Source organism: Rathayibacter sp. AY2B9 (assembly GCF_002931595.1).
Classification (GTDB): domain Bacteria; phylum Actinomycetota; class Actinomycetes; order Actinomycetales; family Microbacteriaceae; genus Rathayibacter.
Genome location: NZ_PSUB01000010.1, coordinates 18,975 through 42,407 on the forward strand (window position 1 = coordinate 18,975; position 23,433 = coordinate 42,407).

Genomic DNA, 23,433 nt, shown 5'->3' on the forward strand with positions numbered 1-23,433 from the left:
CCCTCCGGCCCACGCGGCGGGAGGGGGCGGCGCCCGGTCAGTCCGCGGCGATCGCGGAGGAGATCACCGCCATCACCTGCGTGTCCGCGAGCGTCGTCGTGTCGCCCACGGCACGTCCCTCCGCCACGTCGCGCAGCAGCCGGCGCATGATCTTCCCCGAGCGGGTCTTGGGCAGCTCCTGCACCACGAAGATCCGCTTCGGGCGGGCGATCGCGCCGATGTGCTCGGCGACGTGCGCCTTCAGGGTGGCCTCGAGCTCGTCGTGTCCGTGGGCCAGCGCCTCGGCCTGACTCGCCTTCGCGATCACGAACGCGACCACGGCCTGGCCGGTGGTCTCGTCCGCGGCTCCCACGACGGCCGCCTCGGCGACGACCGGGTGCGAGACGAGGGCCGACTCGATCTCGGCCGTCGAGAGGCGGTGGCCGGAGACGTTCATCACGTCGTCCACGCGCCCCAGGAGCCAGAGGTCGCCGTCCTGGTCGCGACGCGCTCCGTCGCCCGCGAAGTAGCGGTCGCCGAACTTCGACCAGTAGGTCTCGACGTAGCGCTCCGGGTCGCCCCAGATGCCGCGCAGCATCGCCGGCCAGGGCTCGGTGATCACGAGCAGTCCGCCCTCGTCGGCGCCGACCGGCGTCCCGGAGTCGTCGACCACGTCGATCGAGATGCCCGGCAGAGCGACCTGCGCGGACCCGGGCTTGAGCGTCGTGACGCCGGGCAGAGGGGACACCATCATCGCGCCGGTCTCGGTCTGCCACCACGTGTCGACGATGGGGGTGCGGCCGCCGCCGATGACGTCGCGGTACCAGACCCACGCCTCCGGGTTGATCGGCTCGCCGACCGATCCGAGCAGGCGCAGGCTCGAGAGGTCGAAGCGCTGCGGGATCTGCCGGCCGAGCTTCATGAAGGAGCGGATCGCCGTGGGCGCCGCGTAGAGGATCGTCACGCCGTGCTTCTCGACGATCTCCCACCAGCGGCCGGGATGCGGGCTGTCCGGAGTGCCCTCGTACATCACCTGGGTGGCGCCGTTGGCGAGCGGGCCGTAGACGACGTAGCTGTGCCCGGTGATCCAGCCCACGTCCGCGGTCGACCAGTAGACGTCCGACTCGGGGTGCAGGTCGAAGACCGCGCGGTGCGTGAAGGCGACCTGGGTGAGGTACCCGCCGCTGGTGTGCAGGATGCCCTTGGGCTTCCCGGTCGTGCCGCTCGTGTAGAGGATGAAGAGGGGCTGCTCGGCGGGGAACGGCTTGGCGACGTGGTCGGCGTCGACCGCCACGATCTCCTCGTGCCACCAGAGGTCGCGCCCCTCGTGCCAGGCGACCTCATTGCCTCCGCGGCGCACGACCAGGACGTGCTGGACGCTGGACTCGCCGCCGAGGGCGAGCGCGGCGTCGACCGCCGGCTTCAGGGGCGAGACGGCGCCCTTGCGCCAGCCGCCGTCGGCGGTGATGACGAGTGTCGCCTCCGCGTCGTCGATGCGCGCGCGCAGGCTCTCGGCGCTGAATCCGCCGAAGACGACGGAGTGGACCGCCCCCAGCCGGGCGACGGCGAGCATCGCGATGACCGCCTCCGGGATCATGGGCAGGTAGATCGCGACGCGGTCGCCGGCGCGGACGCCGAGGCTCGTGAGCAGGTTCGCGGCGCGCTTCACCTCGGCGGTGAGCTCGGCGTAGGTGATCGAGCGGGAGTCGCCGGGCTCGCCCTCCCAGTGCAGGGCGACGCGGTCGCCGTGGCCGGCCAGGACGTGGCGGTCGAGGCAGTTGTAGGCCACGTTCAGCTCACCGTCGTCGAACCACTTCGCGAACGGGGGCTCGCTCCAGTCGAGGGTGCGCGTGAACGGTCGGTGCCAGTGCAGGAGCTCTCGGCTCCGGTCGGCCCAGAAGGCGAGGCGGTCGGCCGCGGCCTCGTCGTAGAGCGCGGCGGTCGCGACCGCTCCGGCGGCGAGATCGGCCGGCGGCGGGAACCGGCGGGTCTCGTGGAGGAGGTTGTCGATGGCGTTCCGGTCGGCGGCCGGGGCGTCGGGGGGAGTGGACATCTGCGATTCGCTCCTTCGCGAGTGAGACGTTCGCCGGCCCGCGCGGTCGGCGTCGCACCACCGTAGCGCCCGCCTCCAGCGCGGATCGCCGAGCGCCGCAAGCTGGGTGCGGGGCGGGTGTCGGATAAGAGTCCGCAGAGAACAGGATCCGGGCTTGGCGAATCGCGATCCGTCCCCTACAGTTGCATACGGCCGAATGAACTTCGGCCCAGCGGCGCAAGTGATTCCCCCCAATCCAGCGCCGCCGAGGCGGCACCTGTTCCCCCCAATGGGTGCCGCCCCCTTCTTCCCGCCGGATCCGGCGGAGGGACGCCCCCGCTCGAGCCCTGCTCGCGGGGGCGTTTCCGCGATGCCGGGACGTCTCCTCGTCGACTGGGCTTCTCTGCGCCGTGGGGACCCTCCTCGGAGGGGCTCCCTGCCGAGAGCGCCGGGCCGCTCCTGCGCGCGCGTTCGGCCCGGGTCGTTCCTCCACAGGCGCCGACGCGGGCGTCTCTCCTCCGATCGGGCAGGGAGCGCCCCGGCGCGCGGAACGGGCTCCTAGCGTGCCGGGATGACCCGCGACTTCGTCCCCCTCGTCCCCGCCGAGCACCGCCGCGACCCGCTGCCGGTGCGGCCCGCCGCCGCCGGCCTCGGGCTGCTCGCGCCGCACGCCGCGGACCCCGCGGTGACCGACCTCTTCGTGAACGGCGGCGCGGGCCTCTGGATCGACCGGGGCGGCGGTGCCGAGCGGGTGCCGGAGTGGACGCTCGACGCCGCCGGAGCACGGCGGCTGGCCGTCGCGCTGGTCGCGGCCGGTGGACGGCACGTCGACGAGGCGAGCCCGTGCGTGGACGTCAGGCTCCGCCACGGGGTCCGTGTGCACGTCGTGCTGCCGCCGGTGGCGACCGGGGGAGCGCTCGTGTCGGTGCGGGTGCCGCGGTCGGACTCCTGGACGCTCGGGGAGCTGCAGGCAGCGGGGATGCTGGACGACGACGGAGTGCGGCTTCTGCGCCGGGCGGTCCGCGAGCGGTGGAACCTGCTGATCACGGGAGCGGGTGGATCGGGCAAGACCACCCTGCTCGGCGCCCTGCTCGGGTGCGCGGCGCCGACCGAGCGGATCGTCGCCATCGAGGACGTCGGCGAGCTCCGGCCGGCGCACCCGCACGTCGTCTCGCTCGAGGCGCGGCAGCCCAACCTTGAGGGCGCCGGTGCCGTGGGCCTGGACCGGCTCGTGCGGGAGGCGCTGCGGATGCGTCCGGACCGCCTGGTCCTCGGCGAGTGCCGCGGCGTCGAGCTGCGCGAGCTGCTGTCCGCGCTGAACACCGGGCACGACGGCGGTGCGGGGACCCTCCACGCGAACTCCCTCGAGGACGTGCCCGCGCGTCTCGAGGCGCTCGGGGTCCTCGCGGGGCTCGGGCCCGAGGCGATCGCCCGCCAGACGGTCAGCGCGATCGACCTGGTGCTCCACCTCGAGCGCCGCGCCGGGCGGCGGCGGCTGGCGGCATTCGGGACGTTCGCGCTCGACGCGGCCGGCCGCCTGAGGGTCGAGGACGGGTCGCTCCCGAGCGCCTCGAGGTCGAGCGCGTGACGGGCCGCGACGGGCTGGACGAGGTCGCGGCCGTCGTGCACCGACTGGCCGTCCTCCTCGCGGCGGGAGTGGCTCCCGCGTCGGCCCTCAGGCATCTCGCGGGGGCGGAGGGGGCGGACAGCGGGGACGCGCGGCGGCGGCGACTGCTCCGGGCGGCGTCGGAGGAGGCCGGCCGCGGGGGCGACGTGACGGAGGCGCTGCTGCGCGGGACGCCGGTTTCGCGGCGGAGCGGCTCGGAGCGGAAGCGGCCGCGACGGCGAGCGCCGGACACCGGTGAGACGACTGCGTGGGCGGCGCTGGCCGCCGCGTGGCGGGTGGCCGCCGACTCCGGCGCGCCGGTCGCCGCCGCTCTCGGCGAGCTGGCGGAGTCCCTGCGCGAGCTGGCGCGCGCCCGCCGGGACATCGAGGTGGCTCTGGCCGGTCCCTCCGCCACCGGGAGGGTCGTAAGCGCGCTGCCGCTGGCGGCGCTGGGTCTGGGGGCACTGCTGGGCTTCGACGTGGTCGGCGTGCTCCTCGGGACGGTGCCCGGTGCGGTCTGCCTGGTCGGGGGAGCCGGGTTGATGGCGGCCGCGCACGCGTGGACGCGGCGCCTCGTCCGAAGCGCGGCCCCGGCCGATCCGGCGCCCGGGCTCGCGCTCGACCTCCTCTCGGTGGCGCTGGCCGGTGGCGGCTCGATCGAGTCGTCGCGCGCCCGGGTCGTGGCGGCGCTCGCTGAGTGCGGGCTCGACTCGGGCGAGCGCGTGCTCTCCGACGCGGACCCGGTGCTCGCCCTCTCCGCGGCGGCGGGCGTGCCGGCGGGACGCCTGCTCCGGAGCGAGGCGGCTCTGGTCCGGGCACGGGCGTCCTCGGGGGCGCGGGAGCGAGCCGCTCGGCTCGGCGTGACCCTGATGCTGCCGCTCGGAGTCTGCGTGCTGCCGGCGTTCCTGCTGCTCGGAGTGGCTCCGATGGTCGTCTCGGTGCTGCTCTCGACGTTCTCGGTGGCGGCGTGACGCGGTCGACCGCTCCTCCACAGGGGCGGGATCGGGAGGCGTCTCCACGGATCGGCCGGAGGGTCGATCGGCGGGATCGGGAGTCAGCGATCCTCGGAGGAGGGGCACGGAGCGGGGCGGAACGGAGCAGGACGGATGAGAAGTGACACGGCGATCAGCGGCGGGGGAGTCTCCCGGAGTCGAGGACTCGGTAGGAGCAGGGATGCGGGAAGTGGTGTGCCCGGAGCGAGCCGGGGCTCGAGGAGCGGCGGAGGTGCGGCGTCCGGCGGAGGAACGGGCATCGACGTCTCCGCGGGGCGCGTCGAGTGGCGCCGACCCGGGTGGGGAGGCCTCGGCGCTCTGGGCGACGAGGAGGGGTCGGCGACGGCGGAGTACGCGATCGCGACGATGGCCGCGGTCGGTTTCGCCGGGCTGCTCGTGGTCATCCTCAAGGGCGACGAGGTGCGGAGCATCCTGACCGACCTGGTGACCCGCGCGCTCACCGCGGCGGGATGAGAGGCCTTCCGCTGCTGCGCGGGCGGCTCGTCCAGGAGGAGGGCTCGGCCACTGCCGAGCTCGCGCTCGTGCTCCCGGCGGTGGTCGCGGTGCTGGCGCTGTGCCTGGGGTCGGTAGCGGCCTCGGCGCAGTACGTCCGGCTCGTCGACGCGGCCGCCGACGCGGCCCGGTCCGCGGCCCGGGGCGACGACCCCCGCGCGCCGCTCGCCCGGGTGACGGGGTCGTCGCTCACGGCGGGGGAGCAGGACGGACTGGTCTGCGTCGACGTCGCGGCCCGGCTGCACCCGCTCCCGGCGGTCTCGCTCCCGGTCTCGGTCCGGTCCTGCGCGCTGGGCGGGGGCGGATGATCCGCCGGCTCCCCGGGGCTGTCCGCGACCGGGAGGAGGGATCGGCCGCGGTCGTGGCGATCGGAGTCGTCGCGGGCACGATCCTGGTGACGGCCGCCGTCCTCGCCGGCTGCGCAGGAGTCGTCGGGCACCAGCGAGCGGTCGCCGCCGCGGACGCCTCGTCCCTGGCAGCGGCCGACGTCGCCTCCGGCCTGCTGGCCGGGGATCCGTGCGAACGTGCCGCCGCCGTGGCCCGCGCGAACGGCGCCGAGCTCGTCCTCTGCGACGTCGACGGCGGCGTCGCGAGAACGGAGGCGGCCGTCGCCGCGGGTCCGCTCTCCCTCACGGCGCGGTCGAGGGCCGGCCCGCCGCCCTGAGGGCGGAGGCAGCAGCGGGAGTCGCCCGGACCGAGGTGCGGACGACGCCGCGGGAGCGCGTCAATCGGAGGAGAGTCGCTGGTACCGGTACGCGGCGGCGGTCGGCAGGGCGCCCGCGCCCTCGTCGTGCTCGAGGCCGCCGGCGAGGAGGTAGATGTAGCGGGAGCCCGCCCTCGCCCCGGGGATCTCGAGGCGTGCGGCGGGGGCCTGATCGTCGCCGTATCCCCGGCGGAGGGTCTTGCCCTCCAGCGGTCCGTCGAGGAGCTTGGCCGTGTAGGCGGAGGTCGTGGTGGTGTGCGTCGTTGCCATGCCTCATCATGCGCCGATCGGCGCCGCGCGTCACCCCCGTCGACGGCAGGCCGGGCAGGCGGCTCCGAGGCCGTGTCCAGCGTCCTCCCGACGTCCCCGTGTCCTCGGGAGGGGGCAGCACGTCCGGGGTCAGTGTGTATGGTGTGCCTGTCGGGCGCCCCCGCCGATGGGGACGCGTCGCCGTTCCCCGCACCACGTCGCCGCGCACCGTCTCCCCGCAGCAGGGGACGTCGGACCACTGGTCGTCCGACCCGACAGCACCAATCGAGGAGAACTGTGTCCGGCACGAAGAAGCTGGTGATCGTCGAGTCGCCGGCGAAAGCCAAGACCATCGCCCAGTACCTGGGCGACGGCTACGAGGTGCTCGCCTCCGTCGGGCACATCCGCGACCTCATCGAGCCGAAGAACCTCCCCCCGGAGCTGAAGAAGGGCCCGCTGGGCAAGTTCTCCGTCGACGTCGACAACGGCTTCGAGCCCTACTACGTCGTGTCCGACCAGAAGAAGAAGACGGTCGCCGACCTCAAGCGCGCGCTGAAGAACGCCGACGAGCTCTACCTCGCCACTGATGAGGACCGCGAGGGTGAGGCCATCGCGTGGCACCTCCTCGAGGAGCTCAAGCCCAAGGTCCCCGTGCACCGCATGGTCTTCCACGAGATCACGAAGGACGCGATCCAGAAGGCGCGCGACAACACCCGGGACATCGACACCTCCCTGGTCGACGCCCAGGAGACCCGCCGCATCCTCGACCGCCTCTACGGCTACGAGATCTCGCCCGTGCTGTGGCGCAAGGTCGGCCCCGGGCTCTCGGCCGGCCGGGTGCAGTCGGCCGCGACCCGCCTGGTGGTCGACCGCGAGCGGGAGCGCCTGGCGTTCGTGTCGGCGAGCTACTGGGACCTCGCCACCGTGCTGGCGCCCGAGTCGGACGCCGCGGCGGGCTTCGACGCCCGCCTGGCTCGGCTCGACGGCAAGCGGATCGGAAGCGGCCGCGACTTCGACGACCGCGGTCAGCTGAAGGGCGACGTCACCGTCCTCGACGAGTCCACCGCCGGTGCCCTCGCCGAGGCGCTGCGCGACCCCGCCACCACGGTCCGGGTCTCGAACCTCGAGTCCAAGCCGTACTCGCGCCGCCCCGCCGCCCCGTTCACCACGTCCACGCTCCAGCAGGAGGCGGCGCGCAAGCTCCGCTTCTCGGCGCGCCAGACGATGAGCGTCGCGCAGTCGCTCTACGAGAACGGCTTCATCACCTACATGAGGACCGACTCGCCCGGGCTCTCGCAGCAGGCGCTGAACGCCGCACGCACCCAGGCCGCGTCCCTCTACGGAGCCGAGACCGTCCCGGACAAGCCCCGCCTGTACTCCGGCAAGAACAAGAACGCGCAGGAGGCGCACGAGGCCATCCGGCCCGCGGGCGAGACCTTCCGCACCCCGGACCAGCTCTCGGGCACCCTCCGCGGCAACGACCTCCGCCTCTACGAGCTCATCTGGAAGCGCACCGTCGCCTCGCAGATGGCCGACGCCAAGGGCTCGACCGCCACCGTGACGCTGCTCGCCGAGCCGGCCGGCGACGTCGCGAAGACCGCCGAGTTCACCGCCTCCGGAACCGTCATCACCTTCCGCGGATTCCTGCTCGCCTACGAGGAGGGGCGCGACGAGGAGCGTCACGGCGCCCGCGACGAGAAGGACGCCAAGCTGCCGGTGCTCGAGGTCGGCCAGAGCCTGGTCGTCGCCGAGGTCGAGGCCAAGGGCCACGAGACCTCGCCGCCCCCGCGCTACACGGAGGCGAGCCTGGTTAAGGCGCTCGAGGAGCTCGGCATCGGCCGGCCCTCCACCTACGCGTCGATCATCTCCACCATCGTCGACCGCGGCTACGTCACTCCGCGCGGCACCGCCCTCGTGCCCAACTGGATCGCCTTCTCGGTGGTCCGGCTTCTCGAGGACTTCTTCTCCGACCTGGTGGAGTACGACTTCACCGCCGAGATGGAGGGCGACCTCGACCGCATCGCCGGCGGCGAGGAGGACCGCGTCGCCTGGCTCAACCGCTTCTACTTCGGCGGAGGCACGCACCCCGGGCTCCGACACGTCGTGGACAACCTCGGCGAGATCGATGCGAAGAGCATCAACTCCGTCCGGATCACCGACGACATCACCCTGCGCATCGGCAAGTACGGCCCCTACCTCGAGGTGGCCCAGGAGGAGGGGCAGGAGACGCCGCGTCGCGTCAACCTGCCGCTCGAGCTGGCTCCCGACGAGCTCACGCCCGCCAAGGCGCAGGAACTCGTCGACGCCCCGGTGCAGACCGACCGCGTGCTGGGAAGCAACCCCGACTCGGGCAAGACCGTCGTCGTCAAGGACGGGCGCTTCGGCCCCTACGTGACCGAGGTCGATCCGGAGCCGGAGACCACGGCGGATCCCGCCACCGGGGAGGTCGTCGAGCCCGCGCCCGCGAAGCGCGGCGCGAAGAAGCCCGCTGTCGTGAAGCCGCGCACCTCCTCCCTCTTCAAGTCGATGGACGTCGCGTCGATCGACCTGGCGACGGCGCTGCGCCTGCTCGACCTGCCGCGCACGGTCGGCGACGACCCCGAGAGCGGCGAGCCGATCACGGCTCAGAACGGCCGGTACGGCCCGTACATCAAGAAGGGCACCGACAGCCGGTCGCTCACCAGCGAGGACCAGATCTTCGAGGTCGACCTGCCGACGGCGCTCGAGATCTTCGCCCAGCCGAAGTACGGGGCGCGACGCGCGTCGAGCGCGCTGAAGGAGTTCGAGGCGGACCCCGTCAGCGGCAAGCCGATCCGGATCCGCGACGGACGCTTCGGCGCCTACGTGACCGACGGCGAGACCAACGTCACGATCTCCAAGGGCCTCACGATCGAGGAGATCGACTTCGAGCAGGCGGTCCAGATGCTCGCCGACAAGCGCGCGAAGGGCCCGGCCAAGAAGGCTCCGGCCAAGCGCGCGCCGGCCAGGAAGCCCGCGGCCAAGACCACGGCGGCCAAGACCACGGCGGCCAAGACGACGGCGGCCAAGACGACGGCGGCCAAGACGACGGCGGCCAAGACGACCGCGGCGAAGACGACGGCGGCCGCCAAGAAGACGACCGCAGCGAAGAAGCCCGCCGCGCCCCGCGCCACCGCCGCGAGCCGCGCGGCCGCGGCGGCCGCCGCCGAGACGTCGGACGCGACGGAGTCGTGACCGGGCTGTTCGTCACCCTCGAGGGCGGGGACGGCGCGGGCAAGACCACGCAGGCCCGGCTGCTCGAGGAGTGGCTGGGCACGCGGGGCGAGACCGTCGTCCGCACCCGCGAGCCCGGAGGCACCGAGGTGGGCCTGCAGATCCGCGAGATCGTTCTGCACCACCGCGGCGAGATCGACCCGCGGGCCGAGGCCCTGCTCTACGCGGCGGACCGCGCCCAGCACATGGGGACGCTCGTGCGACCGGCGCTCGAGCGCGGCGAGGTCGTCGTGCAGGACCGCTACATCGACTCCTCCGTCGCCTACCAGGGAGCCGGGCGGGTCCTCGACGCCGTCGAGGTCCGGCGGCTCTCGGAATGGGCCACCCGCGACCTGAGGCCCGACCTCACCGTCCTGCTCGACCTCGACCCCGCCGTCGCGCGGGGCCGGCTCGACGCGGCCCGCACCCGCTTCGACCGGCTGGAGGCCGAGAAGGCGGAGTTCCACGGGCGCGTGCGCGAGGCGTTCCTGGCGATCGCCGAGACGGACGCCGAGCGCTTCCTCGTCGTGGACGCCGCTCTCCCCGTCGAGGAGATCGCGGCCGCGGTGCGGGAGCGGGTCGCCGCGCTCCTCGACGGCGCGTCGGCTGTCGGTGCTCGCGGTTAGCCTGGTGGCATGACCGTCTGGAGCCAGCTCGTCGGGCAGGAGCACGCCATCGGCGCCCTGCAGGACGCCTCGACGCCCCGGGACGACCGTGGCCGGGAGTCGTCGTCGATGACGCACTCCTGGCTCATCACCGGCCCTCCCGGGTCCGGCCGCTCGAACCTCGCCTACGCGTTCGCCTCCGCACTGCTCTGCCGCCACGGCGGCTGCGGGGAGTGCCCGGACTGCCGTCAGGTCGCCGCCCGCTCCCATCCCGACCTCGCCGTGCTGACGACCGAGCGCGTGATCATCTCGATCGACGAGGTGCGGCGGCTGGTCAGCAGCTCGCAGTACTCGCCCTCGGTGTCGCGCTACCGCGTCATGGTCATCGAGGACGCCGACCGGATGAGCGAGCGCACGTCCAACGTGCTGCTGAAGGCGCTCGAGGAGCCGCCGGAGCGCACGGTCTGGATCCTGTGCGCCCCGAGCGAGGCCGATCTGCTCCCCACCATCCGCTCCCGCGTCCGCTCCGTGCGGCTCCGCGTGCCGAGCATCGAGGACGTCGCCGGTCTCCTCGAGCGCCGCGACGGGGTCGACCCCGAGACCGCCGAGCGCGCCGCCCGCCAGGCTCAGAGCCACATCGGGATGGCGCACCGCTTGGCGACCGACGCGAACGCGCGCGAGCGCCGCGAGGAGACGCTCCGCATCGCCCTGCGCCTCCGCGGCGTCTCGGACGCGGTGCTCGGCGCTGCGCGGATGATCGAGGTCGCGACCGAGGACGCCAAGGCGATCACGCTCGAGCGCGACGAGGCCGAGCGGCAGCAGGCGCTGCGCTCGCTCGGCGTCGAGCCCGGGGGCACCGTGCCCGCGCAGCTCCGCTCGCAGCTGCGGGCGCTCGAGGAGGATCAGAAGCGACGCGCGACGCGGAGCCTCCGCGACGGCCTCGACCGGATCCTCGTCGACCTGCTCTCCCTCTACCGCGACGTGGTGCGCCTCCAGCTCGGAGCGCCCGGCGGCGTCATCAACGAGGAGGTCCGGACCGAGATGACCGCGCTCGCCGACGCGACTCCGCACGACCGCACGCTCGCCGTCCTCGACGCGATCGCGACCGCCCGGCAGCGGATCGACGCGAACGTCTCCCCGGTCCTCGCTCTCGAGGCGCTGCTCGTCGTCGCGGCGCGCCGTCCGGTGGCCGCGTGAGGCGGGGGCGCCGGTCGGCCGTCGTCGTCGCGCTCGTCGCGGCCGCGTCCCTCCTGACCGGCTGCTTCGCGCCCGGCCCGAGCGTCGACCGGACCTCCACCCCCTATCCGCAGACCGTCGACGACTCCCTGGAGCGCTACTACTCGCAGGTGCTGGTCTGGGACGACTGCGGCGACGGCGCTCTCTGCACCGACGCGACAGTCCCGCTCGACTGGGACGACCCCTCGGGGGAGACGGCGTCGATCGCCCTGGTGCGCCGACCCGCGACGAAGGGACCGGCGATCGGCTCCCTGCTCGTGAACCCGGGCGGACCGGGAGCGTCGGGCGTCGACTTCATCCGCGACAGCGCCGACTACGCGGTCGACTCCGCGCTCGCCGCCCGGTACGACGTCGTCGGCTTCGATCCGCGCGGAGTGGGCGCCTCCACCGCGGTCTCCTGCCTCGACGCCGCGGGCCTCGACTCCTACCTCTACGACATCACGCCCGGGGAGCGGGGCAGCGACGAGTGGATCCAGGCGCAGCGCACGTCCGCCGCTGCGTTCGCCGCCGCCTGCCAGGAGCGCGGCGGGCCGCTGCTGCCCGAGGTCGGCACCCCGAGCGCCGCCCGTGATCTCGACGTGCTGCGCGCGGCGCTCGGCGATGAGACGCTGCACTACCTCGGCTACTCCTACGGCACGTTCCTCGGAGCGACCTACGCCGGGCTGTTCCCGGACCGGGTCGGCCGCCTCGTCCTCGACGGCGCGATCGATCCGGCGGCCACCTCGTTCGACGTGGTGCGCGAGCAGGCGAAGGGGTTCGAGAGCGCACTGCGCGCCTACCTCGCCGACTGCCTCCGCTCGGACGACTGCCCGTTCACCGGCACCGTCGACGCGGGGATGGCCCAGCTGAAGCGCATGCTCGAGGACGTGGACGCCTCGCCGATCCGGGCCGCCGACGGCCGTGAGCTCGGCGCGAGCACGCTGTTCACCGCGATCGTCTACCCGCTCTACGACGCCACGGCGTGGGGAGCGCTGAGCGAGATGCTGGCCGGCGTCCGCCGGGGCGACGCCGCGGTCGCGTTCCAGTACGCGGACGCCTACAACGGGCGCGACGCGGACGGCCGGTACGCGGACAACACCACCGAGGCGTTCCTCGCGATCAACTGCGTCGACTACTCCTACGACGCCGACACCGCCTCGATGCGCGCCGACGAGGCCGCTCTCGAGCAGGCCGCGCCGACGATCGGCCGCTACATGGCCTACGGCGACATCCTCTGCAGCGAGTGGCCGGCGGCGTTCGAGGGCTCCCGCGAGCCGATCACCGCGGAGGGCTCGGCGCCCATCCTGGTCGTCGGCACCACGAACGATCCCGCGACGCCCTACGTGTGGGCGCAGGCGCTCGCGGGCGAGCTCTCCGCCGGTCACCTGGTCACCTACGACGGCGAGGGCCACACGGCCTACAACAAGTCGACGTCCTGCGTGAACGACGCGGTCGACGCGTACCTGCTCGAGGGGACCGTCCCGGAGGTGGATCCGCAGTGCTGACCGAGCAGGAGCGGCCCCGCGAGCAGCAGCCCGGGCTCCGCGAGCGCAAGCGCCTGGCCACGCGGCGGGCGATCGAGATCGCCGTCCTCCGCCTCGCTAGCGAGCGCGGGCCGGAGCGCGTGACCATCGACGACGTCTCGCGCGCCGCCGACGTCTCCACGCGCACCTTCTTCAACTACTTCGCCTCGAAGGAGGACGCGCTGGTCGGCGGGCTCCCGGTCATCGCCGACGAGACGGCGGCGGCGTTCGTCGCGGGCCGGGGCGCCGTGCTCGAGGACCTGCAGCGGGTCTTCGTCGCCGCGATGGAGGAGCCGCTCGAGGAGGACCGGGAGCTGCACGTCCTCCGCCGCGCGCTCTTCCGCGAGCACCCGCATCTGGTCGGTCTGAAGATCGCGGGCATGCGCGAGTTCGAGCTCGCGGTCGAGGGGCTCGTCGCCGAGCGTCTCGGCCAGGAGGACGACGACGCGGAGCGGGTGCGCAGCCGGGCGCGGATGCTGACGCTCCTCGGGCTCGCCGCCGTCCGCCACGCCTGGGCGGCCTGGGTCGATCACGACGGCCGGGAGGCCCTGCCCGGACGCATCGCCCGCTCCTTCGAGGAGCTCCGTGGCGCGCTCGCCTGAGCCGAGTGCGGCGGTCGCCGCCGCCGTCGCGGAGCCTCTGCTCGACCGCACCGTCCTGATTCACGCCCGGGGGCGCGAGCAGGCTATGCTGTGTAATCGTGTCCGGGGCTCAGGCCCCGCGTGCACGCCGCCTTAGCTCAGTCGGCAGAGCGTCTCACTCGTAATGAGAAGGTCGTGGGTTCGATTCCCACAGGCGGCTCCCTCTCCCGTCATCCGCGACGTCCCGGCCGGATCCGCGAGTTCCCGGCCTCATCCGCGGCGTCCAGGTCGCGTCGAACTCGCGTCGCTACCCTGTTGCGGATGACCGATACGCCTCCTCCCCGCCGTCGCCGCACTCTCGTGGTCGCCGCGGTGCTCGTGGCCGCCGTGCTCGGTGGCGGCGCCTTCGGCGTGGGGACGGCCCTCGGCAGCGCCGCGGAGCCCGGGGCGCTGCCCGTCGTCTCGACCCCGACCGCCACCGCGACTCCCGCACCGACGCCGACGGCCACGGCGCGGCCCACCGCCGAAGCGGCGGCCGAGGCGCTCCGCACCTGCTCGGTGGCGGGGCTCGCCGCCGACCCGCGCCTGGGCTCGATGCAGGCGCGTGTGGTCGACGCCGCGACGGGCGAGGTCCTGTTCGACCGCGGGGGCGGGACCGCGTCCCGCACCGCCTCCGCCCTCAAGATCCTCACGGCCGCGTCGGCGCTCGCGGTCCTCGGCCCGGACACGCGCATCGCCACCACCGTGGTCCGCGGGAGCGAGCCCGGAAGCGTCGTCCTCGTCGGCGGGGGAGACCTCACCCTGACCCGGCTCCCGACCGGCCGGGAGTCGACCTACGCCGGAGCGGCCCACCTCGACGACCTCGCGGCGCAGGTCGAGAGCGCCTGGGAGGCGGACCCGTCCACCGCCGGGACGCCGATCACGTCGCTGGTGCTCGACTCCTCCCTCTACTCGGGCGAGACCTGGCAGCCGAGCTGGAACCGCAAGGAGCAGGTCGACGGCTACATGCCCGAGATCACGGCGCTCCAGGTGGACGGCGATCGCGAGGACCCCACGGCCTCGACCTCCGAGCGCGGCACGGATCCGGTCGGCCGGGCCGGAGAGGCGTTCGCCGACGAGCTGGACGGCTCGCCCGTGGTCTCCACCGGGACCGCTCCCGCGGGCGCCGCGGTTCTCGGCACGGTGGAGTCGGCTCCGGTCGGCACGCTCGTGCAGCAGATGCTGCTCGTCTCCGACAATGCGATCGCCGAGATGCTCGCGCGGCTCGTCGCGATCCGCACCGGCGCGGGCAGCGACTTCGCTGCCGAGCAGGCCGGTGTGCTGCAGGGGCTCGCCGGTTACGGCGTCGACACGTCCGGGATCGCGATCGTCGACGGCTCCGGCCTGAGCGACGACAACGCGGTCGCGCCGGCGTACTTCACCGAGCTGCTCCGGAAGGTGCAGGCCCGCGAGGGGCAGTTGGGGATCCTCCTGGACGGCCTGCCGGTGTCGGGCCGGACGGGCTCGCTCTCCTACTCCGACCGCTTCGCCGGCGACAACGCCGCGGCCGACGGCGCGGTGCGCGCGAAGACGGGCTGGATCGACACCGGCTACACACTGGCCGGCGTGGTCACCGCGGTGGACGGCACCGAGCTGACCTTCGCGGTCTACGCTCTCGGCGACGTCTCCGACACGGCGAAGACCGCGATCGACACCCTCGTGACGGGCGTCTACCGCTGCGGATCCTCGCTCTCCGATTCCTGACGCGGGCGGGTCGACCTCCCGCTCCTCCTCCTCCTCCTCCACCTCCTCCCGGAAGGCCCACGATGACCACCGCACTCCTGATCGTCGACGTGCAGAACGACTTCACCGAGGGCGGCGCGCTCGCCGTCACAGGCGGCGCGGCCGTCGCCCAGGGCATCACCGCGCATCTGGCGGCGCACGCCGACCGGTACTCCGCGGTGCTGGCCTCCCGCGACTGGCACGAGGGCGACTCCGACAACGGCGGCCACTTCGCGGTGGAGCCGGACTTCGTCGACAGCTGGCCCGTCCACTGCGTCGCCGGCACGGACGGCGCGCGGTTCCATCCGGCCCTGGACACCGCTCGGATCGACGTGCAGATCCTCAAGGGACAGGGCCGTCCCTCCTACTCGGCCTTCGAGGGCACGACGGAGGCGGGCGAGGAGCTCGGCGCCGTGCTCGCGGAGCGGGGCGTCACCGCGCTCGACGTCGTGGGACTCGCGACCGACCACTGCGTGCGCGCCTCGGCACTCGACGCGCGACGGGCGGGGCTCGAGGTCCGCGTGCTCGAGGACCTGATCGCGGGCGTCTCCGAGGAGGCGAGTGCCGCGGCGCTGCGCGAGCTCACGGAGGCGGGAATCCGCGTCGAGCGGTCCGTCTGAGGGCTCGTCCCTCCACAGGGCTCAGGGAGGCGCAGCTCCTCGCGGCTCCCGGCGACACCGCCCCCGGAGCGATCGCCCGTCCTACACTGGGAGGACGAGAAGCTCCTCCCGGCGCGGTCTGCGCGCTCCGATCCGAAGAAGTGGTTCCCTCCTGTGACTGATTCCGTCGCGTCCCGCGCCGCCGAGACCGCTCTGCTCGCCCGCATCCCCACGCAGCTGCTGATCGGCGGTGAGTGGGTGGACGCCTCCGGCGGCGGCTCGATCGACGTCGAGGACCCGGCCACCGGAGCGGTCCTGGTCTCGATCGCCGACGGGACTCCGGAGGACGGGGTCCGGGCGCTCGACGCCGCCGTCGCCGCCGGTCCGTCGTGGGCCGCGACGGCGCCGCGGAAGCGGGGCGAGATCCTCCGGCGGGCGTTCGACCTCCTGCAGGAGCGCATCGAGGAGTTCGCGCTCCTGATGGCGCTCGAGATGGGCAAGCCGGTCGCGGAGGCGAGGGGCGAGGTCGTGTACGGCGGCGAATTCCTCCGCTGGTTCAGCGAGGAGGCGGTGCGCATCAGCGGACGCTACGGAGTCTCGCCCGAGGGCAGCGGCCGGATGATCGTCTCGCAGCACCCGGTGGGCCCCTGCTACCTGATCACCCCCTGGAACTTCCCGCTCGCGATGGCGACGCGGAAGATCGCTCCGGCGCTGGCGGCGGGCTGCACCGTCGTCGTGAAGCCGGCCGAGCTCACTCCGCTCACCACGCTCGCCTTCGCGGCGCTGCTCGCCGAGGCGGGGCTCCCCGACGGCGTGCTCAACGTGGTCACCACGTCCTCGGCGGGAGCCGTGTCGGCTCCGATCCTGTCGGATCCCCGCCTGCGGAAGGTGTCCTTCACCGGCTCCACTCCCGTCGGGCGCACGCTGCTGCAGCAGGCGTCCGAGAACGTGCTGCGGACCTCGATGGAGCTGGGCGGCAACGCGCCCTTCGTCGTGTTCGAGGACGCCGACCTCGACCGGGCGGTCGAGGGCGCGATGCTCGCGAAGTTCCGCAACATCGGCCAGGCCTGCACGGCCGCCAACCGCTTCTTCGTGCACGAGTCGATCGCCGAGGAGTTCGCCGCGCGGATCGTGGAGCGCGTGCGCGCTCTGCGCGTCGGCCGCGGCACCGAGGACGGAGTGACCATCGGCCCGCTGATCGACGAGCGCGCGGTCGAGAAGGCGTCCGCGCTGGTGGAGGACGCCGTCTCCCGCGGCGCGCGCCTGCTCACCGGCGGCGATCGGATCGAGGGGGCGGGCCACTTCTACCGGCCGACCGTGCTCGCGGGGGTCGACCGGGAGAGCGAGATCCTGCGCACCGAGATCTTCGGCCCGGTCCTCGCGATCGTGCCGTTCACCGACGAGGACGACGCCGTCGCGCTCGCCAACGACACCGAGTACGGACTGGTGTCCTACGTCTTCACGCGCGACCTCGCCCGCGGTCAGCGGATGATCGAGCGGCTCGCCACCGGGATGATGGGCCTCAACGTCGGCGTGGTGTCGAACGCGGCGGCGCCCTTCGGCGGGGTGAAGCAGTCGGGCCTCGGCCGCGAGGGCGGACTCGAGGGGATCCACGAGTACCTCAGCACCAAGTACACGCTCACCCCCGACCCCTTCGCCTGATCCGGTGGAGCGGATCGAGGTCACCGCGCTCGACGACCCGCGGCTGCGCGACTACGCGCACGCGACCGACGTCGCGCTGAAGAACGCCCGCGGCCCGCACGGCCTGTACATCGCGGAGTCGGCGCTCGTGCTCGAGCGCGCGATCGCCGCCGGGCACCGGCCGCGCTCGGTGCTCGCCCTCGGCGGTTCGGCCGGCGAGGCCGAGCGCCTGGTCGGCCGCTTCGACGTGCCCGTCTTCACGGGCCCGGGTGAGCTCCTGGCCGAGCTCACCGGGTACACCCTGCACCGCGGTCTGATCGCGGCGATGGACCGGCCCGTGCTGCCCGACCCGGCCGGCCTGCTCGCGGGAGCGCGCCGCGTCGTCGTGCTCGAGGACGTGGTCGACCCGACCAACGTCGGCGCGATCTTCCGCTCCGTCGGGGCCATCGGAGCCGATGCGGTGCTGGTGACGCCGCGCTGCTCCGATCCGTACTACCGCCGCGCCATCCGCGTGAGCATGGGAACGGTCCTCCAGGTGCCCTGGACGCGCGTCGGCGACTGGCCGTCGACGCAGCGGCTCCTGCACGGAGCGGGCTTCACGATCGCGGCGATGGCTCTGACCCCGGAGGCGGTGCCCCTGCGGGACTTCGCCGCCCGCGCTCCGGAGCGCGTCGCCCTCGTGCTCGGCACCGAGGGGCAGGGTCTCACCGCCGAAGCGCTCGCCGCCGCCGATGTCGCCGTCCAGATCCCGATGCGGCACGGGATCGACTCGCTCAACGTCGCTGCGGCGTCGGCGGTCGCGATGTGGGCGCTCGCCGAGCCCTCCTGAGAGGTGCGCCTGTGCCCCGTTGGGGGTGCCACTGAGACCTGAGAGCGCGCCCAGCGCTCGCCGGAAGCATCGACTGCGCTACCGTGGCCGCACTCCCGCCCGCAGCCGTCACGAACGAGGTCGTCCATGCTCCTGCGCACGACGCTCCGCCCGCCCGTCGCGCTGCTCGTCGGAGTCGCGCTCGCACTGAGCCTCACCGCCTGCTCCGCTCCCGCCGCGGAGGTGCCGGACGGGACCGTCCGCGACTCCGGCTCCGTCGCGACCGCCGCCCCGGCGCCCACCGGCACAGCCGATCCCGAGAGCGGCGCGCGCATGACCCGCCTGATCAGCGACTGCCTCGCCCGCTACGGCCTGAGCGACCGGCCGCCGCTCGCGAGCCCGCTCGCGGAGGAGGAGGTCCGCCTGGCGGCGCAGCGCGCCCGTGACGCCTACGACGCCACCCTGACCGACTGCTCGGCGCAGGCGCTCGCGTCCGGAGAGCCGAGCAGTGATCCGACGGGGGAGCCCGGCAGCGAGCCGACCGACGAGCCCGACGCCGACTCCACCCCCGCTCCGGCGGGCTGACCGTGCGACTCGAGGGGACGTCCGCGCTGATCGCGGGGGGAGCATCCGGACTGGGAGCCGCGACGGCGACGGCGCTCGACGCCGCAGGAGCGCACGTGGTCGTGCTCGACCTGCCGCACGCGGTGGAGGCCGCGCGTCTGCCCGCCTCCGTGCAGCTGATCGCCGGGGACGTCCTCGATCCGGACGCCGTCTCGCGCGCCGTGGCGGCGGCGGGGGAGCTGCGCGTCGCCGTGAGCTGTGCGGGCGTGGCCACACCCGGGCGGCTGCTCGGACGCGACGGGCCGCTGCCGCTCGAGCAGTTCGACCGGGTGCTGCGGATCAACACGACCGGGACGCTCAACGTGCTGCGCCTCGCCGCGGCGTCGATCGCCGAGCGGGAGCCGATCGATGGGGAGCGGGGAGTCCTGGTCACGACCGCCTCCGTCGCCGCCTTCGAGGGGCAGATCGGACAGGCGGCCTACGCCGCGTCGAAGGGAGCCGTGGCGGCGATGACCCTGCCGCTCGCGCGCGAGCTCGCGGCCCGGCTCGTGCGCGTGGTGTCGATCGCACCGGGCACGTTCGACACGCCCCTGCTCGCCGGGCTGCCGGACAGGGCCCGCGAGGCGCTCGGCTCGGCGACGCCGCATCCGGCCCGCCTCGGACGCCCCGAGGAGTTCGCGGCCCTGGTGCGGCACATCGTCGAGAACCCCATGATCAACGGCGAGACCATCCGGCTCGACGGGGCTCTGCGGCTGCCGCCGCGCTGAGGGACGAGCGGGCGCAGGCTGCCGGGCGAGACGTGCGGGCGTCTCGACACGCCGCTGCGCGGCTGGTCGACCGGCATGAGGCAGCGGCGGTCGCGAGACGCCGCTGCGGCGTCCGTCAGACGAGCAGCTGGTGCTTGGCGAGGTCCCGGTAGAGCGGCGTCGACTCGACGAGCTCGGAGTGGGTGCCGACTCCCACGACCTCGCCCTTCTGCAGCACGACGATGCGGTCGGAATCGACCACCGTCGACAGGCGGTGCGCGATCACCAGCAGGGTCCGGTTCTCGGCGACCGCGTCGATCGCCAGGCGCAGGCGCTGCTCGTTGAGTCCGTCGAGGCTCGACGTGGACTCGTCCAGCAGCAGGATCGGCGGGGCCGCCAGGAGCGCGCGGCCGATCGCGAGGCGCTGACGCTCACCGCCCGAGAGCATCACTCCGCTCTCGCCCACCGGCGCGTGCAGGCCGAGCGGGTTGCGCTCGAGCACGTCGGTCAGGTTCACCGCCTCGAGCACCCGGAGGCAGTCGGCGTCGTCGGCGTCGGGGCGGCCGAGGACGAGGTTCTCGCGGATGGTGCCGGCCAGGACCGGGGCGTCCTGCTCGACGTAGCCGATCTGCGCGCGGAGCGCGTCGCGGTCGATGGCCGTGATGTCGACACCGCCGAGTCGGACGACGCCGGCCTCCGGGTCGTAGAACCGCTCGATGAGGGCGAGGATCGTGCTCTTGCCCGCTCCCGACGGCCCGACCAGGGCGGTGCGCTTGCCGCGCGGCACGGTGAAGGAGACGCCGCGCAGGACGGTGCGGTCGCGCTCGTCCGCCACGGCCGCCGCGTCGGGCACGGCGCCCTCCTCGTAGGAGAACACCACGTCCTCGAAGGAGATGGCCTCCTCCGCCACGCCGGCGCCGAGGCCGCCCGCGGAGGCGTCGCCGTCGCCCTCGATCGGCAGATCGATGATCTCCTGGATGCGGCCGAGGGCGCCCAGCGCCGAGTTCACCGAGGTGATGGCGCCGATGAAGTTGCCGAGCGGCATCACCATCATGAAGAGGAAGAGGATGAACGAGACCAGCTGGGCGATGTCGATCGCGCCGGACGCGACGCGGTAGCCGCCGACGCCGAGGACGGCGAGGAAGGCGACCTGCATGGCGATCCCCGCCACCGGCACCACGAGGGCCGAGACGTGCGCGACGCGGATCCCGAGGCGGTACGCCTCCGTCGCGTGCTGGTCGACGACCGCGATCTCGCGATCGGTGGCTCCGGCGGCACGGATCGTCCGGACGGCGCTGATGGCGCGCTCGACTGCCGCGGCCAGATCGCCGACCTTCTCCTGAGCCTTGCGGCTGGCGGTGCGGATGCCGCGGCCGAGGGTCAGCGCGAGCCCGAGGGCCACCGCCACCACCGCCACGATGATCAGCAGCAGCACCCAGTCGATGACGGCCATCGCGATGATCGCGCCGACGAAGACGAGGGAGCCCGCGATCGAGTCGACGAGCCCCTGGGTCAGCACCGCGCGCAGGAGCGTGGAGTCGGAGCCGACGCGCGAGACGAGGTCGCCGGTGCGGCGCGCGTCGAACTCCCGGATGGGGAGGCGCAGCAGCCGCGCGACGAGGCGGCGGCGGCTCGAGAGCACGATCCCCTCGCCGGTGCGCTGGAGCAGGTAGTGCGCGAAGCCCGAGATCAACCCGGAGGCCACGACCAGGCCGACGAGGGCCCACACCAGCGGGCCGAGATCGAGACCGGACTGGACCCGGGTGATGACCTGGCCGACGAGCAGGGGCTGGCCGAGGCTCGCCGCCGCTCCGAACAGACTGAGGACCACGACGACCGAGAGGATGCCGCGGTGCTCGAGCAGGTAGGGCACGAGCTGCGAGAAGGAGGCGCGGGGTCCGTCGTCGCGGGAGGGTCGTCGTCCGCCGCGCCGGGAGGTGGTGGTGCTCATCGCCGTCCATTCTGCCCCGTCGTCGCTGCGAGCAGGCCGCCAGAGGGCGGGCCCGGTGCTCAGGGAGGCGGCGGAGACGCGGACGGCCCGCCGGGGGATCCCGACGGGCCGTCCTCTGCAGGAGTCCTACGAGACGTTGTCGTGGTACGAGGCGTTCTTCGTCTCCTTGGAGAGCAGGAGCGCGATCAGCGTCAGCACGGCCGCGGCGCTGAGGTAGAGGCCGACCAGCACGGTGCTGCCGCCCGCCGCCCTCCACAGTGCGACCGCGATGATCGGCGCGAGGGCCGCTCCGAGGATCGATGCGAGGTTGTACGCCATCGCCGAGCCGGTGTAGCGGACGTTGGTCGGGAACAGCTCGGGGAGGACGGCGCCCATCGGGCCGAAGGTCAGGCCCATCAGCGTGAAGCCGAGGATCAGGACGGCCATGACGCCCGCGAAGCCGGCGCTGAACAGGGGCACGAAGAGCAGGCCGAACACGAGGATCGCCGCGGTCACCACGAGCAGCGTCCGCCGGCGGCCGAAGCGCTCCGCGAGCGGGCCGGAGACGAGCGTGAAGATCCCGAAGAACACCACGCCGACGATCAGCATGACGAGGAAGTCGTTGCGCGTGTAGCCGAGGCCCGGAACCGCGCCGTCGACGGGTGAGGTGCCGTAGGTCAGCGTGAACGTGGTCATCAGGTAGAAGAGCACGTAGGTCGCCAGCATGATGAAGGTGCCCAGGATGAGCGGGCGCCAGCTGGTGACGAAGACGCGGGCGAGGGGCAGCTTGGCGACCTCGCCCTTCTCGACGACCTTCTGGAACGCGGGCGTCTCGACGAGCTTGAACCGCACGTAGAGCCCGATGATCACGAGCACGGCGCTCGCCAGGAACGGCACGCGCCAGCCCCAGGCCGCGAACGTCTCGTCGCTCATCGTGCTCGCGAGCACCAGGAACAGGACGTTGGCGACGATGAAGCCGATCGGTGCGCCCAGCTGCGGGAAGGTGCCGTAGATGGCGCGCTTGCCGGCCGGTGCGTTCTCGGTCGCGAGCAGCGCGGCTCCGGACCACTCGCCGCCGAGGCCGAGGCCCTGGCAGAAGCGCATCACGACGAGCAGGAACGGAGCGAGGAACTCCCAGCCGGGCGTGAGCGCGGTGGGCAGGCAGCCGATCAGGAAGGTCGCGACGCCCATGGTGAGCAGCGAGGCGACGAGGGTGCCCTTGCGGCCGACGCGGTCGCCGAAGTGGCCGAAGATGATCGACCCGATCGGGCGCGCGATGAACGCGACGCCGAAGACGGCGAAGGAGGCGAGGAGGGCCGTGGCCGGGTCCTCGTTGACGAAGAAGAGCGACGGGAAGACCAGGACGGCGGCGGTCGCGTAGGCGTAGAAGTCGTAGAACTCGATCGAGGTGCCGATGAGGCTGGCGAGGATGACGCGGCCGCGGGAGTTCTGCGGGGCGGCTGCTGGCGCGTCGGAGACGGCGGGAGAAGACATGAGGGAGGGGCTCCGTGTGGACGGCGACTCCCCCCGAGCCGGCGGGGCGGGGCGTCGATCGGGCGTCGCGGACCGCTGGGGCGAGGGGGAGGAGAGAGGGGTCGCTCGTGACGACCCGACCACTTTACTCCGTGTTCTCCCAGGTTCGTGTGCGGGCGGCCCCAGGACGGGGGCCGCCCGCAGTGGTTCAGCTGCGCAGCGAGCGGAGGAGCAGAGCGGTCGAGACCGCCGCCTCGGCCGCCTCGCGCCCCTTGTCCTCCTTCGAGCCGGGAAGGCCCGCGCGATCGATGCCCTGCTGCTCGGTGTCGAGGGTGAGCACGCCGAAGCCGACCGGCTTGCCCGTCAGGATCGAGACGGTGGTGAGCCCGGAGGTGGCGGCGTCCGAGACGTACTCGAAGTGCGGGGTGCCGCCGCGGATGATCACGCCGAGGGCGACGACCGCGTCGGCCCCCGCCTCCAGGGCCGCCTTCGAGGCGACGGGCAGCTCGAACGAGCCGGGCACGCGCACGAGCGACCAGGATGCTCCGGCCTCGTCGAGGGCTCGGCTCGCTCCGGCGATCAGGCCGTCGCTGATCTGCTCGTGCCAGGTGCCCGCGATGACGACGACGCGCAGTCCCGCGCCGTCGAGAGGGGAGGTGGTGGGGGCGCCGCTACCGGCCAT

At 73.5% G+C, this 23,433-nt stretch carries 21 protein-coding genes and 1 tRNA gene; 17 read left to right on the top strand and 5 right to left on the bottom strand.

From position 1 onward, the window contains the following. Positions 1-37 precede the first annotated feature (37 nt). The gene (acs, locus tag C5C25_RS10775; protein WP_104233737.1) at positions 38-2,032 is read right to left on the bottom strand and encodes an acetate--CoA ligase; all 1,995 of its coding nucleotides are present in this window, start codon (positions 2,030-2,032) and stop codon (positions 38-40) included. 550 nt (positions 2,033-2,582) lie between these two features. On the opposite strand from acs, the gene C5C25_RS10780 reads away from it, so the two are divergent. From C5C25_RS10780 to C5C25_RS10800, 5 genes are all read left to right on the top strand, one after another. Next, positions 2,583-3,599, top strand: coding sequence for a TadA family conjugal transfer-associated ATPase (locus C5C25_RS10780; RefSeq protein WP_104237723.1), 1,017 nt, complete (start codon positions 2,583-2,585; stop codon positions 3,597-3,599). After that, positions 3,596-4,588 (top strand): type II secretion system F family protein, encoded by a 993-nt coding sequence (locus C5C25_RS10785; protein WP_104250596.1) that lies wholly within the window; start codon positions 3,596-3,598, stop codon positions 4,586-4,588. The genes C5C25_RS10780 and C5C25_RS10785 overlap by 4 nt, the downstream gene beginning before the upstream one ends. Positions 4,589-4,804: 216 nt before the next feature. Further along, the gene (locus C5C25_RS10790) at positions 4,805-5,083 is read left to right on the top strand and encodes a DUF4244 domain-containing protein (RefSeq protein WP_258069394.1); all 279 of its coding nucleotides are present in this window, start codon (positions 4,805-4,807) and stop codon (positions 5,081-5,083) included. Continuing rightward, positions 5,080-5,430 carry a TadE family type IV pilus minor pilin gene (locus tag C5C25_RS10795; protein ID WP_104250598.1) on the top strand — a complete coding sequence of 117 codons (351 nt, stop codon included), beginning with the start codon at positions 5,080-5,082 and terminating at the stop codon, positions 5,428-5,430. Before C5C25_RS10790 ends, C5C25_RS10795 begins: the two co-directional genes overlap by 4 nt. Continuing rightward, positions 5,427-5,786, top strand: a complete 360-nt coding sequence (locus tag C5C25_RS10800) for an Rv3654c family TadE-like protein (RefSeq protein ID WP_104250599.1) — start codon at positions 5,427-5,429, stop codon at positions 5,784-5,786. The genes C5C25_RS10795 and C5C25_RS10800 overlap by 4 nt, the downstream gene beginning before the upstream one ends. Positions 5,787-5,846: 60 nt before the next feature. Here the strand turns inward: C5C25_RS10800 and C5C25_RS10805 are convergent, their stop codons facing one another. Beyond that, a complete protein-coding gene (locus C5C25_RS10805) occupies positions 5,847-6,095 on the bottom strand; it encodes a hypothetical protein (RefSeq protein WP_104222197.1) in 249 nt (82 codons plus the stop codon). A 276-nt stretch (positions 6,096-6,371) separates the two neighbouring features. Between C5C25_RS10805 and topA the strand changes: the two genes are divergently transcribed. The 12 genes from topA (at position 6,372) to C5C25_RS10865 (ending at position 19,369) form a co-directional block, all read left to right on the top strand. Beyond that, positions 6,372-9,287, top strand: coding sequence for a type I DNA topoisomerase (gene topA / locus C5C25_RS10810; RefSeq protein WP_104250600.1), 2,916 nt, complete (start codon positions 6,372-6,374; stop codon positions 9,285-9,287). After that, the gene (gene tmk, locus C5C25_RS10815) at positions 9,284-9,931 is read left to right on the top strand and encodes a dTMP kinase (protein WP_104250601.1); all 648 of its coding nucleotides are present in this window, start codon (positions 9,284-9,286) and stop codon (positions 9,929-9,931) included. Before topA ends, tmk begins: the two co-directional genes overlap by 4 nt. Positions 9,932-9,940: 9 nt before the next feature. Further along, positions 9,941-11,107: a DNA polymerase III subunit delta' gene (locus tag C5C25_RS10820; protein WP_104250602.1), complete on the top strand. Its 1,167-nt coding sequence runs from the start codon at positions 9,941-9,943 to the stop codon at positions 11,105-11,107. After that, positions 11,104-12,630 carry an alpha/beta hydrolase gene (locus C5C25_RS10825; protein WP_104250603.1) on the top strand — a complete coding sequence of 509 codons (1,527 nt, stop codon included), beginning with the start codon at positions 11,104-11,106 and terminating at the stop codon, positions 12,628-12,630. The genes C5C25_RS10820 and C5C25_RS10825 overlap by 4 nt, the downstream gene beginning before the upstream one ends. Beyond that, the gene (locus C5C25_RS16555; protein ID WP_219814404.1) at positions 12,624-13,250 is read left to right on the top strand and encodes a TetR/AcrR family transcriptional regulator; all 627 of its coding nucleotides are present in this window, start codon (positions 12,624-12,626) and stop codon (positions 13,248-13,250) included. The genes C5C25_RS10825 and C5C25_RS16555 overlap by 7 nt, the downstream gene beginning before the upstream one ends. A gap of 126 nt (positions 13,251-13,376) precedes the next feature. Next, a tRNA-Thr gene (locus C5C25_RS10835) sits at positions 13,377-13,449 on the top strand. 101 nt (positions 13,450-13,550) lie between these two features. After that, on the top strand, positions 13,551-14,972 hold the full coding sequence (gene dacB, locus C5C25_RS10840; RefSeq protein WP_104250604.1) for a D-alanyl-D-alanine carboxypeptidase/D-alanyl-D-alanine-endopeptidase: 1,422 nt from the start codon (positions 13,551-13,553) through the stop codon (positions 14,970-14,972). A 62-nt stretch (positions 14,973-15,034) separates the two neighbouring features. After that, entirely contained in the window at positions 15,035-15,610 is a 576-nt protein-coding gene (locus C5C25_RS10845) for a nicotinamidase (RefSeq protein ID WP_104227241.1), read from the top strand. Between the two features lie 153 nt (positions 15,611-15,763). Then, positions 15,764-17,251, top strand: coding sequence for an NAD-dependent succinate-semialdehyde dehydrogenase (locus C5C25_RS10850; protein WP_104250605.1), 1,488 nt, complete (start codon positions 15,764-15,766; stop codon positions 17,249-17,251). Between the two features lie 4 nt (positions 17,252-17,255). Continuing rightward, on the top strand, positions 17,256-18,059 hold the full coding sequence (locus tag C5C25_RS10855) for an RNA methyltransferase (RefSeq protein ID WP_104250606.1): 804 nt from the start codon (positions 17,256-17,258) through the stop codon (positions 18,057-18,059). A 126-nt stretch (positions 18,060-18,185) separates the two neighbouring features. Beyond that, positions 18,186-18,623 carry a hypothetical protein gene (locus C5C25_RS10860; RefSeq protein WP_104250607.1) on the top strand — a complete coding sequence of 146 codons (438 nt, stop codon included), beginning with the start codon at positions 18,186-18,188 and terminating at the stop codon, positions 18,621-18,623. Between the two features lie 2 nt (positions 18,624-18,625). Further along, the gene (locus C5C25_RS10865) at positions 18,626-19,369 is read left to right on the top strand and encodes an SDR family NAD(P)-dependent oxidoreductase (protein ID WP_104250608.1); all 744 of its coding nucleotides are present in this window, start codon (positions 18,626-18,628) and stop codon (positions 19,367-19,369) included. 115 nt (positions 19,370-19,484) lie between these two features. Here C5C25_RS10865 and C5C25_RS10870 read toward each other — a convergent pair whose 3' ends face one another. The 3 genes from C5C25_RS10870 to ribH all read right to left on the bottom strand — a co-directional run bounded on the left by C5C25_RS10870 (position 19,485) and on the right by ribH (position 23,433). Next, positions 19,485-21,299 (bottom strand): ABC transporter ATP-binding protein, encoded by a 1,815-nt coding sequence (locus C5C25_RS10870; protein WP_104233721.1) that lies wholly within the window; start codon positions 21,297-21,299, stop codon positions 19,485-19,487. 126 nt (positions 21,300-21,425) lie between these two features. Further along, positions 21,426-22,772, bottom strand: a complete 1,347-nt coding sequence (locus C5C25_RS10875) for an MFS transporter (RefSeq protein WP_104222221.1) — start codon at positions 22,770-22,772, stop codon at positions 21,426-21,428. Positions 22,773-22,959: 187 nt separating this feature from the next. Then, positions 22,960-23,433 carry a 6,7-dimethyl-8-ribityllumazine synthase gene (ribH, locus tag C5C25_RS10880; RefSeq protein ID WP_104250609.1) on the bottom strand — a complete coding sequence of 158 codons (474 nt, stop codon included), beginning with the start codon at positions 23,431-23,433 and terminating at the stop codon, positions 22,960-22,962.

What these genes read in the sequence shown, in the direction of transcription:
- C5C25_RS10860 (WP_104250607.1), top strand. Translation starts at nt 18,186, where the DNA reads ATGCTCCTGCGCACGACGCTCCGCCCGCCCGTCGCGCTGCTCGTCGGA.
- C5C25_RS10805 (WP_104222197.1), bottom strand. Translation starts at nt 6,095, where the DNA reads ATGGCAACGACGCACACCACCACGACCTCCGCCTACACGGCCAAGCTC.
- acs (WP_104233737.1), bottom strand. Translation starts at nt 2,032, where the DNA reads ATGTCCACTCCCCCCGACGCCCCGGCCGCCGACCGGAACGCCATCGAC.
- C5C25_RS10800 (WP_104250599.1), top strand. Translation starts at nt 5,427, where the DNA reads ATGATCCGCCGGCTCCCCGGGGCTGTCCGCGACCGGGAGGAGGGATCG.
- C5C25_RS10845 (WP_104227241.1), top strand. Translation starts at nt 15,035, where the DNA reads ATGACCACCGCACTCCTGATCGTCGACGTGCAGAACGACTTCACCGAG.
- dacB (WP_104250604.1), top strand. Translation starts at nt 13,551, where the DNA reads ATGACCGATACGCCTCCTCCCCGCCGTCGCCGCACTCTCGTGGTCGCC.
- ribH (WP_104250609.1), bottom strand. Translation starts at nt 23,433, where the DNA reads ATGGCCGGTAGCGGCGCCCCCACCACCTCCCCTCTCGACGGCGCGGGA.
- C5C25_RS10820 (WP_104250602.1), top strand. Translation starts at nt 9,941, where the DNA reads ATGACCGTCTGGAGCCAGCTCGTCGGGCAGGAGCACGCCATCGGCGCC.
- C5C25_RS10795 (WP_104250598.1), top strand. Translation starts at nt 5,080, where the DNA reads ATGAGAGGCCTTCCGCTGCTGCGCGGGCGGCTCGTCCAGGAGGAGGGC.
- C5C25_RS10870 (WP_104233721.1), bottom strand. Translation starts at nt 21,299, where the DNA reads ATGAGCACCACCACCTCCCGGCGCGGCGGACGACGACCCTCCCGCGAC.
- C5C25_RS10875 (WP_104222221.1), bottom strand. Translation starts at nt 22,772, where the DNA reads ATGTCTTCTCCCGCCGTCTCCGACGCGCCAGCAGCCGCCCCGCAGAAC.
- C5C25_RS10780 (WP_104237723.1), top strand. Translation starts at nt 2,583, where the DNA reads ATGACCCGCGACTTCGTCCCCCTCGTCCCCGCCGAGCACCGCCGCGAC.